Source organism: Nocardiopsis sp. iso_238 (genome assembly GCF_056173325.1).
In genome coordinates this window covers 1,986,202-1,998,549 of the sequence record NZ_CM149668.1, presented here as the reverse complement: position 1 = coordinate 1,998,549, position 12,348 = coordinate 1,986,202, and the positions used below count along the sequence as shown (strand labels likewise).

Annotated in this window: 9 protein-coding genes; 7 read left to right on the top strand and 2 right to left on the bottom strand. The window is 71.3% G+C overall.

All coding sequences use genetic code 11. The features are described from left to right. Positions 1–7: 7 nt before the first annotated feature. Positions 8–1,753, bottom strand: a complete 1,746-nt coding sequence (locus AC0VYL_RS08895) for a hypothetical protein (protein WP_475482854.1) — start codon at positions 1,751–1,753, stop codon at positions 8–10. A gap of 436 nt (positions 1,754–2,189) precedes the next feature. On the opposite strand from AC0VYL_RS08895, the gene AC0VYL_RS08890 reads away from it, so the two are divergent. The 7 genes from AC0VYL_RS08890 to AC0VYL_RS08860 all read left to right on the top strand — a co-directional run bounded on the left by AC0VYL_RS08890 (position 2,190) and on the right by AC0VYL_RS08860 (position 10,828). After that, positions 2,190–3,710: a leucyl aminopeptidase gene (locus AC0VYL_RS08890; RefSeq protein WP_475461117.1), complete on the top strand. Its 1,521-nt coding sequence runs from the start codon at positions 2,190–2,192 to the stop codon at positions 3,708–3,710. A 148-nt stretch (positions 3,711–3,858) separates the two neighbouring features. Continuing rightward, positions 3,859–5,235 (top strand): dihydrolipoyl dehydrogenase, encoded by a 1,377-nt coding sequence (lpdA, locus tag AC0VYL_RS08885; protein ID WP_475461115.1) that lies wholly within the window; start codon positions 3,859–3,861, stop codon positions 5,233–5,235. A 106-nt stretch (positions 5,236–5,341) separates the two neighbouring features. Beyond that, a complete protein-coding gene (sucB, locus tag AC0VYL_RS08880; protein ID WP_475482853.1) occupies positions 5,342–7,069 on the top strand; it encodes a 2-oxoglutarate dehydrogenase, E2 component, dihydrolipoamide succinyltransferase in 1,728 nt (575 codons plus the stop codon). Positions 7,070–7,255: 186 nt separating this feature from the next. Then, positions 7,256–7,819: an NADPH-dependent FMN reductase gene (locus AC0VYL_RS08875; protein ID WP_475482852.1), complete on the top strand. Its 564-nt coding sequence runs from the start codon at positions 7,256–7,258 to the stop codon at positions 7,817–7,819. A gap of 351 nt (positions 7,820–8,170) precedes the next feature. After that, positions 8,171–8,875 (top strand): lipoyl(octanoyl) transferase LipB, encoded by a 705-nt coding sequence (gene lipB / locus AC0VYL_RS08870; protein WP_475461107.1) that lies wholly within the window; start codon positions 8,171–8,173, stop codon positions 8,873–8,875. 67 nt (positions 8,876–8,942) lie between these two features. Beyond that, positions 8,943–9,896 carry a lipoyl synthase gene (lipA, locus tag AC0VYL_RS08865; protein ID WP_475461106.1) on the top strand — a complete coding sequence of 318 codons (954 nt, stop codon included), beginning with the start codon at positions 8,943–8,945 and terminating at the stop codon, positions 9,894–9,896. A 215-nt stretch (positions 9,897–10,111) separates the two neighbouring features. Next, on the top strand, positions 10,112–10,828 hold the full coding sequence (locus AC0VYL_RS08860; RefSeq protein WP_475461103.1) for a DUF4191 domain-containing protein: 717 nt from the start codon (positions 10,112–10,114) through the stop codon (positions 10,826–10,828). A 73-nt stretch (positions 10,829–10,901) separates the two neighbouring features. Here the strand turns inward: AC0VYL_RS08860 and AC0VYL_RS08855 are convergent, their stop codons facing one another. Next, on the bottom strand, positions 10,902–12,260 hold the full coding sequence (locus tag AC0VYL_RS08855) for an LCP family protein (RefSeq protein WP_475462980.1): 1,359 nt from the start codon (positions 12,258–12,260) through the stop codon (positions 10,902–10,904). Between the last annotated feature and the right edge of the window lie 88 nt (positions 12,261–12,348).

The window sequence follows — 12,348 nt, the reverse complement described above, 5'->3', positions numbered from 1 at the left end:
GCCCCGGTCAGTGGTCGCGTTGGCGGCGGTTCCACCCCTCCAGGCGGTCGCGCGCCTGCTCCATGCGGCGGCGGACGGCGAGGACGCGGTCGATGTCGTTCGCGCGTTCGTTGTCCCCCTTGAGCAGTTCGTACTCCCTCAGGTGGGTCTCGAACTCCTCCACCGAGCCGGTCACGGGGGCCTCGGCCCGGGCCAGCTCCTCACCCAGCTCCGTGATGCCCCGGTCGTTCTCGGCCTGGATGGCGGCGACGCGGGCCGCCTCCTCCGCGCGCAGTTCCTCCATGGTCTCGGCGTCCTCCCGCTCGGACGCGAGGCGCTCCTGTTCCCGTACCCGCGCGGACAGCGTCCGACGTCGTCCGAGCACGCCGACCAGACCGATCGAGGTCAGGGCGACGGAGAGCAGCAGGCCGAGCACGGCGGGCCAGGGCAGTGTCGCTGGCCCCCGGCCGGTGGCCGGTTCCTCCACGGCGAGCACCGACCCGTCACCGAGCTCCGTCAGGAGGCCGTCCACCGAGTTCCGGGCGCTCTCGTGGTCGAGGCCGAAGAAGACGGCGGTGGCGAGGTCGTACTCGGCCCCGGTGACGTCTCCGCGCACCGGGTAGTACTCCACGTCTCCGGAACCGTCCAGCGTGTAGACGACGACGGGGTCGTCGGACCCGTCGGCCACCGCGTCGGCCAGCGGCTCGGCGCCGCCGTCCGGGTCGGCCTCCAGCCGGGCTCCGGCGGGCAGGACCGCGACCCGGACCGGTTCGTCCCTGGCGGCCAGGGCGGCGTCGAGTTCGGCGCGCTCGGCCTCGGTGATGTCGGCGCCCGCCCTGGGGTGCACGAACAGGTGGTCGTCCGCGAGGGCCGCCCGGGCGTCGGCCACCACGTTCCCGTCCGCCGCTCCGGCGAAGAGGTGGAGTGCGGGGGCCAGGCCGTCCAGGCCGGGGCCGAGCGGCAGCAGCCACGCCAGGTCCTCGGGCGCGGGGCCCTCCGGGGCGGAGGCGGGTGTGAGGTCGAAGTCGTCGAAGGTCCAGACGGCGAGCAGGGCGGTGCCGTCGTCACCGAGCGGTTCGAGCAGGGCGTCGGCGTAGGCCTCCTCGTAGGTGGCGGCGCCCTCCCCCGACGGGGGGACGACCGCGACCCGGGTGTCGTCGTCCAGGCCGTCGAACCGCTCCCGGAGGGCCTCGACGTCGAGGTCGGGCAGGGCCGCCTCGACGGCGGGGTGGACGTAGACCGTCTCCTCGCGGGCGGCCGACGCGAGGTCGGGGAGCAGGTCGCCGTCGAGCAGGTCCACCGCGCTGACCATCTGCTCCACCGGGTCCCCGTGGGAGAACACGAAGTGCTCCTCCAGGTCGGCGCCGCCGGTGTCGATGCCCACGGCGGTCCAGGACAGGTGGGTCGTGGCACCCCCGGTGGAGGCGCGCTCCTCGGTGGCCACCACGTACAGACCCGGTTCGCCGACCTCCTCGGCGAGGGTGTGGACGGCCCGCGCGGGGTCCACTCCTTCGAGGAGGGCGCCGCGGATCGGCGTCCGCGCCTCGGAGAGCCGGGCCCGCGCCAGGGCCAGGGTCTCCTCGGAGACCTCGGGGCCGTCCGGCGCGACGTGGACGTGCTCCCCGGAGGAGAGGTCGCGGGCCGCCTCCGCCAGCGGTGAGTCGGCCCCGGCCGGGGCCGGGACCGCGACACACACGGCGAGGAGGGCCAGCGCGACGGTGGCCGAGCGGGCGGCGCGGAGAGGCGGCGGGGTGGGGGTTCCGGGATACGGCATCTGTTCTCCCGTGCAGGTCAGAGGCGAGGGCAGGCTCGCTTGAGCGATCCTAGGACGAGGCGGTTCGGGGACGGCTGCCGGGGTGTGCGGGTCGGGGCGGAGGGGGCGGCGGCGCTCGCGCTGTGAACAGCCGGGGGCTGCTTCACCTGCCGATTCGTGCTGTCTGATAGTTTTCCGCGACGGCCGGATGTCGCCATCATCACATTTTTTCACACTCAGTTTCACGCGGCCGGGGCCGGGGAGAGGGTGTCCGGGCGCCGCCGACCGCGTGCGACACCTCCCACGAGGGACCAGAGGCCCCACATGGCGCGGCCGGAGGCGGACCCACCCGGGGTCACCCGTACGCCGCGCGACGGCGGGGAGCGCCGCGTCAGGGCCCCGGAGGCACGGGGCGCGGCGTCACCGCCGGGGGCGCGGGAGGACTAGCATCGAGGACGTGAGCACGACGTTGTCAGTAAACACGGAGTCCCCCAGTTCGCTCGACGCCGACGCGGTTGTCGTCGGTTACCACTCCGGAGGCGACGCCCCGGAGCCCGCATCGGGCGCTCATAGCGTCGACGCCGCCTTCTCCGGCGGCCTCGGCTCGACCCTGTCGCTCCTGGGAGCGAGCGGCGCCCCTGAGGAGGTGCACACCATTGCCTCCCTCGGAGCCGTCACGGCCCCGGTCGTCGTCGCGGTCGGGCTCGGCCCGGCGCCCGCCGACGGTGCCGTCGACCCGGACGTCCTGTCCCGTGCGGCCGGAGCCGCGCTGCGCGCGCTGAGCGCCCGCCCCGAGGGCGCGGGCCGCGTCGCCCTGGCCCTGCCCGCGACCACCGCCGACCAGGCCGGAGCCGTCGCGCTGGGCGCCGAACTCGGCACCTACAGCTTCGACCGCTACCGCACCGGTGAGAAGGCCGAGAAGAGGGCCGCCCGCCCCTCCGCCACGCTCACCGTGGTCAGCGAGGCCGACGGCGCCGCCGACGCCGTGGAGCGCGCCGCCGTCCTGGCCGAGGCCGTCTCCTTCACCCGTGACCTCGTCAACACCGCCCCCGCTGACCTCGTCCCCGAGGACCTGGCGTCGGCGGCCCAGGAGATCGCTCAGCAGGCCGAGCTGGAGATCGAGGTCCTGGACGAGCGGGCCCTGTCCGAGGGCGGCTACGGCGGCCTGACCGGCGTCGGCCAGGGTTCGGCCAACCCGCCCCGCCTGGTCCGGCTGGCCTACGGCCACCCCGAGGCCACCAGGACGGTCGCCTTCGTCGGCAAGGGCATCACGTTCGACTCCGGCGGCCTCTCCCTCAAGCCCGCGGGCGGGATGGACTCGATGAAGTCCGACATGAGCGGTGCCGCCTCGGTGCTCGCCGCCATGCGCGCCATCTCCACCCTGGGCCTGAAGGTCAACGCGGTCGGCTACCTGACCGTGGCCGAGAACATGCCCAGCGGCACCGCCCAGCGCCCCTCCGACGTCCTGAGCATCTACGGCGGCAAGACCGTCGAGGTCCTCAACACCGACGCCGAGGGCCGCCTGGTCATGGCCGACGGCCTGGTCCGCGCCCACGAGGACCAGCCCGACCTGATCGTGGACATCGCCACGCTGACCGGCGCCCAGCTGGTCGCGCTCGGCACCCGCGTGTTCGCGGTCATGTCCAACGACGACGCCGTGCGCGACGAGGTCGTCGCCGCCGCCACCGCCGAGGGCGAGGCCTCCTGGCCGATGCCGCTCCCGGGTGAGCTGCGCGCCGGTCTCGACTCCTCGGTCGCGGACATCGCCAACGTGGCGGCCGAGCGCTGGGGCGGCATGCTCTCGGCGGGCGTCTTCCTCCAGGAGTTCATCGAGGAGGGCACCAAGTGGGCCCACCTCGACATCGCCGGGCCCTCCTTCAACCAGGGCGGCCCGCACGGATACACCCCCAAGGGCGGCACGGGTGCGGGTACCCGCACCCTCGTCCGGATCGCCGAGGACTACGCCCGCAAGCAGTAGTCCGGAAGGGCGGGGCGGCGCTCCCGAGCCGGCAGCGCCGCCCCGTCCCCGGCAGCCGGGGTCCCCGATGACACACCGCCACCGGCGACGGCGGACCACGGTCTTCCACCACCATCACCAGCCACACCACAACTAGGAGTTCGTTCCCGTGAGTGAGAGCGGCGGCACCTTCGACCTCGTCGTCCTTGGCGGCGGCAGCGGCGGCTACGCGGCGGCACTGCGCGCCGCAGAGCTGGACATGAGCGTCGTCCTGATCGAGAAGGACAAGCTCGGCGGCACCTGCCTGCACCGCGGCTGCATCCCCACCAAGGCCCTCCTGCACTCGGCCGAGGTGGCCGACTCCGCCAAGGAGAGCGAGACCTTCGGTGTCCGGGCCACGTTCGAGGGCATCGACATCGACGCGGTGCACCAGTACAAGGACAAGGTCATCAACGGCCTGCACAAGGGCCTGAGCGGGCTGGTCAAGTCCCGCAAGATCACCGTCGTCGAGGGTGAGGGCAAGCTCACCGGCAAGGACGAGGTCACGGTCGACGGCACGGTCTACAAGGGGAAGAACATCCTCCTGGCGACCGGCTCCCAGCCCAAGACCCTGGGCCTGGAGATCGACGGCGACAAGGTCATGACCAGCGACCAGGCCCTGGGCCTGAACCGCGTCCCCGAGTCCGTCATCGTTCTGGGCGGCGGCGTGATCGGCGTGGAGTTCGCCAGCGTGTGGCGTTCCTACGGCGCCGACGTCACCATCGTCGAGGCCCTCAAGCACCTGGTCCCCGTCGAGGAGGAGTCCAGCTCCAAGCTGCTGGAGCGCGCCTTCCGCAAGCGGAAGATCAAGGCCGAGCTGGGCACCCCGTTCGAGTCGGTCAAGACCACCGACTCCGGCGTGGTCGTCACCCTCCAGGGCGGCAAGACCCTGGAGGCCGAGGTCCTGCTGGTCGCCATCGGTCGCGGCCCGGTCTCCGAGGGCCTGGGCTACGAGGAGCAGGGCGTCACCCTGGAGCGCGGCTTCGTCAAGGTCGACGAGAACCTGCACACCGGCGTGGGCAACGTCTACGCCGTCGGTGACCTCATCCCGACCCTCCAGCTCGCGCACGTCGGCTTCGCGGAGGGCATCTTCGTCGCCGAGCACATCGCCGGGCAGAACCCGCCCGCGATCGACTACGACGGTGTCCCCCGCGTCACGTACTGTGAGCCTGAGGTCGCCTCCGTCGGTCTCACCACCAAGGTGGCCAAGGAGCGCGGTCACGACGTCGTCGAGATGAACTACAACCTGGCGGGCAACGGCAAGAGCCAGATCCTCCAGACCCAGGGCGCGGTCAAGGTCATCGCCGAGAAGGACGGCCCCGTGCTGGGCGTCCACATGGTCGGCAGCCGCGTCGGTGAGCTCATCGCCGAGGGCCAGCTGATCTACAACTGGGAGGCCCTGCCCTCCGAGGTGGCCCAGCTGATCCACCCGCACCCGAGCCAGTCGGAGGCACTGGGCGAGGCCCACCTCGCGCTGGCGGGCAAGCCGCTGCACGTCCACGACTGACCGCTTCACCCCCCGGGGGCGGGCCCTGACCGGCCCGCCCCCGCACACATCCGCGCTGCCCATCAAGGCCTGGGCAGGTACCGCGTCCAGATCCAACGAGGAATCCATGCCGACTTCCGTTTCCATGCCCGCCCTGGGTGAGAGCGTCACCGAGGGCACCGTCACCCAGTGGCTGAAGAACGTGGGCGACACCGTCGAGGTAGACGAGCCGCTCCTGGAGGTCTCCACCGACAAGGTGGACACCGAGATCCCGTCCCCGGTGGCCGGAGTGCTCACCAAGATCCTCATCGACGAGGACGAGACCGTGGAGATCGGCGCGGAGATCGCGATCATCGGCGGCGACGGTGACGGCGTCGACGACGCGGCACCCGCGCCCGAGGCCGCTCAGCCCGAGGCGGCCGAGCCCGAGCCGGAGCCCGCCGCCGAGGAGCCCGCTCCGGCCCCCGCCGCCGAGCCCGAGCCCGCCGCTCCGTCCGCCGGTTCCGACGGTCCCGGCACCCCCGTGACCATCCCCGCCCTGGGTGAGAGCGTCACCGAGGGCACCGTCACCCAGTGGCTGAAGAGCGTCGGTGACACCGTCGAGGAGGACGAGCCGCTCCTGGAGGTCTCCACCGACAAGGTGGACACCGAGATCCCGTCCCCGGTGGCCGGAGTGCTCACCAAGATCCTCGTCAACGAGGACGAGACGGTCGAGATCGGCGCGGAGATCGCGATCATCGGCGGGGCCTCCGGTTCCGCTCCCGCGCCCGCCGCCCCCGCCGAGCCCGCCCCCGCGCCCAAGAGCGAGCCCGCCCCCGCCCCGGCCGCCCCGTCCGCGCCTGCTCCCGCCGCACGTGAGCAGGACTCCGACAGCCCGTCGGTGGACATCGAGACGCTCAGTGGCACGGGCCGGGCCTCCGGCACCGACGCCGTGGCCGAGGGGTACGTGACCCCCCTGGTCCGCAAGCTCGCCAGCGAGCACCGCGTCGACCTGGCCCGGGTGACCGGCACCGGCGTCGGCGGTCGCATCCGCAAGCAGGACGTCCTCAAGGCCGCCGAGACCCAGCGTTCGGCCGCCGCGGCGCCCGCCGCGCCCGCCGCGCGCAAGGTCACCTCGGACACCTCGGTGCGCGGCCGCACCGAGAAGCTGAGCCGCCTGCGCAAGTCCATCGCCGACCGCATGGTCGAGTCGCTGCGCGTCTCCGCCACGACGACCCAGGTCATCGAGGTCGACGTCAGCAAGATCGCGCGTCTGCGCGACCAGGCCGCGGCCGACTTCGCCAAGCGTGAGGGCGTGGAGCTGGGCTTCTTCCCGTTCTTCGCGCTGGCCGCCGTGGAGGCGCTCAAGGCCCACCCGAAGGTCAACGCGGTGATCAACGCCGCCGAGCAGACGGTGACCTACCACGACGTCGAGAACCTGGCCGTGTCGGTGGACACCGAGCGCGGCCTGCTCGCCCCCGTGGTCAAGGACGCCGGTTCGCTGAACCTCGGTGGTCTGGCCCGCGGCCTCACCGACCTGACCGAGCGCGCCCACACCGGCAAGCTCGGCCCGGACGAGTTGGGCGGCGGCACGTTCTCGATCTCCGAGACGGGCCACACCGGCGCGCTGTTCGGCACGCCCATCATCAACCAGCCGCAGGTGGCGATCCTGGAGACCGGCGCGGTCGTCAAGCGTCCCGTGGTCGTCGAGGACGAGGCCATGGGCGGCGAGGTCATCGCCGTCCGTTCGATGGTCTACCTGTCGATGGCGCACGACCACCGTCTGATCGACAGCGCCGACGCCGGCCGCTTCCTCCAGACCGTGAAGGAGCGCCTGGAGGAGGGCGCCTTCGAGGGCGACCTCGGTCTGTCCTGAGCCCAACCTCCCCTCGGGGAGGACGCTCCCGGCCCGGGCCGGGCACCCCGCACGGGGTGTCCGGCCCGGGCCTTTCCCGCATGGTCGCGCCCTCCCCCACCCCGGCTTGACCTCAACCTGACTTGAGGTCCTATCGTGGTCTGGCCTCCCCGCCCCTGCCCCGGCCACCCGAAGACGAGGAACCCCATGCAACAGCCGGATCTGCGGATCGCCGTCATCCTGGGCGGAAACCTCAACGGCCGCACCGGCACCGTGGTCTCCGGGTGGTTCCTGGACCGGGCCGCCTCCCGGCAGGGCGTCGCCCTCGACGTCCTGGACGTGGCGGAGCTCGACCTCGGCGACGGCCACGGGACGGCACTGGACGCGTTCTCACCCCGCGTCGACGCGGCGGACGGGTTCGTGGTGGTGACCCCGGAGTACAACCACGGCTACCCCGGACCGCTGAAGAGCGCCATCGACTCGGCGCGCAAGGAGTGGTTCGCCAAACCGGTCGCGTTCGTCTCCTACGGAGGCATGTCCGGCGGCCTGCGCGCCGTGGAGCAGCTGCGCGCGGTCTTCGCCGAGCTGCACGCCACCTCGGTGCGGACCTCCGTGAGCCTGCACAACGCCCAGCGGATGTTCGGCGCGGAGGGCGACCCCGTCACGGAGCTGAGGGGCGCGGAGGACGCGGTGGAGGAGATGCTGGACCAGCTGGTGTGGTGGGCGCTGTCGCTGCGTGAGGCCCGCGCGCGCCGCCCCTTTCCCGGCTGAGCGGAAAAGGTGGACGGGGCGGCGCCTGAACGGCACCGCCCCGTCTTTCTACCCCACCAATCACCATCCCCTGATGATCCCCATCATCAAAGGTCTGCGGGTCTGCGAACGCCTGCCAGCCCGACAGGGCGTCGCCCACGGTAGCTCCGCGCTGACGCGGAGTTCCATGTCCCACTCACAACCTAGAAGACACAGCCGCCCCCCGCAGTCCTTTCACCGAAAAACTCGAGAAAAGTTCGACGGAAACGCGTGAGCGGGTCCTCCTATTCCCCCGGGCGCCCCGGCCGCGGCAGTGCGCTATCCGACATCCTGCCCTGACCCGCCCCTCCCGCCGGGGCGTAAGGTGGAGGTGTGAGTGATCTCGTTTACGCATGGCTGGGCGACACTCCCGTCCCGTACCACCAGGGCTGGGATCTCCAGAGACGGCTCCACCAGAGCCGCGTCGCCGATGAGGTGGCCGACACGGTCCTCTTCCTGGAACACGAGCCCGTCTACACGGCGGGCAAGCGCACCGGGAGGTCGGATCGTCCCATGACCGATCCCGGGGCTCCTGTGGTGGACATCGACCGGGGCGGCAAGATCACGTGGCACGGCCCCGGCCAGCTGACGGTGTACCCGATCGTCAAGCTGCCGGACCCGATCGACGTGATCGCCTACGTCCGCATGCAGGAGGAGGCGATCATCCGCACCCTCTCCGAATACGGCCTCACGGGCCGACGGGTCGAGGGGCGCACCGGGGTCTGGCTGGACGCCGCCCCCGAGCGCGGGCTGATCGAACGCAAGATCGCCGCGATCGGCTGCCGTATCGCCCGCGGGGTGGGGATGCACGGGCTGGCCGTGAACTGCGACAATGACATGTCGTGGTTCGACCGGATCGTCCCCTGCGGGATCTCCGACGCGGGGGTCACCTCGCTCACCAACGAACTGGGGCGCACCGTCACCGTCGCTGACGTGCGGCCGCGCCTCGAACGGCACCTGGCCGACGTCCTCGGCGCGGCGGAGTACAGCCACACCGACGGCTCCGGAATGCTCTCCGGCGCCACCGCCCGCGGATGACTGACCACAGCCCCCACGAGGGGCGCGAGGGTCCCCGTCAAGGGGTACAGAAGGGAACGGGTTCGCGTTGACCATCGCTCCTGAGGGCCGCAAGCTGCTGCGCGTGGAGGCGCGCAACAGCGAGACCCCGATCGAGAGAAAGCCGCCGTGGATCAAGATCAAGGCGCACATGGGGCCGGAGTACACCGAGCTCCAGTCCCTGGTCAAGGGCGAGGGCCTGCACACCGTCTGTCAGGAGGCGGGCTGCCCCAACATCTTCGAGTGCTGGGAGGACCGGGAGGCCACCTTCCTCATCGGCGGTGACCAGTGCACCCGCCGCTGCGACTTCTGCCAGATCGCCACCGGCAAGCCGTCGGCGCTGGACCGGATGGAGCCGACCAAGGTCGCCACCTCCGTCAAGAAGATGGAGCTGCGCTACGCCACCGTCACCGGTGTGGCCCGCGACGACCTGGAGGACGGCGGCGCCTGGCTCTACGCCGAGACGGTCCGCAAGATCCACGAGCTCAACCCGGGCACCGGCGTCGAGCTGCTGATCCCGGACTTCAACGCCGACCCCGACCAGCTGGCCGAGGTCTTCGGCTCGCGTCCCGAGGTCTTGGCGCACAACGTGGAGACCGTGCCGCGCATCTTCAAGCGCATCCGCCCGGGCTTCCGCTACGAGCGCTCGCTGAGGGTCATCACCGAGGCGCGCGAGGCCGGTCTGGTCACCAAGTCCAACCTGATCCTGGGCATGGGCGAGACCCGCGAGGAGATCAGCGAGGCCATGCGCGACCTCCACGAGGCCGGGTGCGACCTGCTGACCATCACCCAGTACCTGCGCCCCTCCAAGCTGCACCACCCGATCGACCGCTGGGTGAAGCCGCAGGAGTTCGTGGAGCTGGGCAAGGAGGCCGAGGAGATCGGTTACGCCGGTGTCATGTCCGGCCCGCTCGTGCGTTCGTCCTACCGCGCCGGAACCCTGTACAAGCAGGCCCGCGAGAAGCGTGACGCCGAGGCCGCCAAGGCCACGAGCGACGCATAACGGCTGATACACCCGAGTCGTGACCAAGCTGGAACGGTGGCCCACGGGCCACCGTTCCGCATCTCGGGAGCCGGACACATATCCTGGTGTTCCAAGGCGCCCAGCTGGCGGCGCCGGAAGGCGCCGCACCACAGGTCGACCGCGAAGAGGAGGCAAGGCAGCCCAGGGATCTCCTTCCCCACCGACGAGTTCGGTGTGCGCTGCCTGAAAGCACGATGGCGAAGAAGTCCGAGAACACGACCGCCGGACAGGGTGGCGAGAAGCAGCCGGGCCGGTTGAAGCAGATCGGCATGGTCGCCAAGGTCGTGCACAAGCAGAGCCCGCGGACGATCCCGATCGCGGTGGCCGTCGCCGTCGTGATCTTCGCCGCCTTCGTCGGCGTCGGCGTCTGGACCGGATCCTGGATCATCTGGCCGCTCACCGGTCTGCCGATCGCCTTCCTGGTCGGTTTCATCATGTTCACCCGCGCCGCCCAGCGGGTCCAGTACCAGATGCTGGACGGCCGTCTGGGCGCCGGTATGGCGATCCTGGAGAACATGCGCGGCAACTGGGTGGTCGAGCCCGGCGTGGCGGCCAACAAGCAGATGGACGTCGTCCACCGCGTGGTCGGCCGCCCCGGTGTGGTCCTGGTCGGTGAGGGCGACCCCGGTCGGCTCAAGGGCCTGATCGCCGGTGAGAAGAAGCGCGTCGCCCGCGTGGCCCACGACACGCCCATCTACGACTTCAAGGTCGGCAACGGCGAGGACCAGGTTCCGGTCTCCAAGCTCCAGCGCGCGCTGGTCAAGCTGCCGCGCAACCTGGACAAGGGCGACACCGCCGAGCTGAACTACCGCCTCAAGGCCCTGCCGCCCGCGATGCGGATGCCCAAGGGCCCGATGCCGAAGGGCGCGAAGCTGCCCAAGGGCATGCGCGGCAACAAGGCCGGGGGCTGATCCGCTCCCTCCCGAGCGCACGAGAACGGGGCCGTCACACCTGGTGTGACGGCCCCGTTCTCGTTGGGGTGGGCTAGGAGCAGCTCACCTCGTCCTCGGCGGCGGAGGTGGTCTCGATGTCGCCCGGGGCTCCTCCGGGCTCCGCGACGGCGGCCAGGCCGTCCCAGTCCGCCGCGCCCATGACCAGTTCCAGGTCGTCCCCGAGCGTGGGCTCCTCGACCACCTCGGCGACCGACAGGGCGGAGGCCAGGACCTCGGCCTGCTCGGCCTGGTCCGGCCCGTGGTAGACCGTGGTCGTGTCGGGCGCGCGGAGGTCGGGGTTGGTGGACTCGGTGACCACGAAGCCCTCGGCCTCCAGCAGTCCCTGGACCTGGCTGCCCAGACCGTCGATCCCGGTGTTGTTGAGCACCCGCAGGGACACGTCGGAGGGCTCGACGCCGCCGGAGCCCTCCTCCTCCGCCTCGTCGTCCCCGCCCTCGGCCAGCTCGCCCGTGGCCACCGCCGTGAACAGCTCCTGGGCGGCGGTCTCCTCCAGCGCGACCTTGTTGGGGTCGGCGGGGTAGTCGGTGACCGGCGCGGTGATCATGTTCATCCGGCCCAGGTCGACCTCGCGCATCGCGACGGCCAGTTCGGTCATCTTGTCGGTGCTGAAGTCGCTGTCGGTGGTCAGGCTGTCGGTGATGGAGTCCAGGAAGCCGTAGAGGGTGCTGGGGCTGGACAGGATCTCGCCCTCGGTGACCTCACGGAGGATGGAGCCGATCATGCGCTGCTGGTTCTCGATCCGGCCGAGGTCGCTGCCGTTCTCCGCGCTGTCGCGGGAGCGAGCCAGCCCCAGGGCCTGTTCCCCGTCGAGCCGCTGCATTCCGGCGTCCAGCACCAGGTGCGCCTTGGGGTCGTCGATCGGCTCGGGGACGCACATCTCGATGCCGCCGATCGAGTCGACGATGTTCTCGAACCCGGCGAAGTCCACCAGGACCATGTGGTCGAGGTGGATGCCGGTGATGGTCTCCACCGTGTTGCCCTGGCAGTCCATGCCGCCGTAGGTCATCGCGTGGTTGAGCTGGTCGACGCCGCCGTTCCAGCCCTCGCCCTCGTCGCCCCCGTCGCAGGGCGGGATCTCGACCATCGTGTCGCGGGGCAGGTTGACCATGGTCACCCCGCCCTTGTCGACGTCGATGCTGACGACCACCAGGACGTCGGGGCGGATGCCGTTGAGCTCGTTGTAGCTGGCGTCGTCCCCCGCGCGCTCGTCGGTGCCCAGGAGCAGGATGTTGTGCACCCCGTCCACCTGCGCGGGGCGGTCCCCCCAGCCGTCGGTGTCGATCTCGGCGGTGTCGAGGGCGAAGACGTCCTGGTAGACGCCGTAGCCAGCCAGACTCCCGGCGATGACCACTCCGGTCATCCCGCACGCCACCCATTGGCCGGGACTCATCCCGGCGGCGGCCTTCGACACGTTTCTTGGGGCCAAGAGGGCACCTGCGATCCGTTCTGGGACATGAGAGGAGAACTCGCCCGAAGAG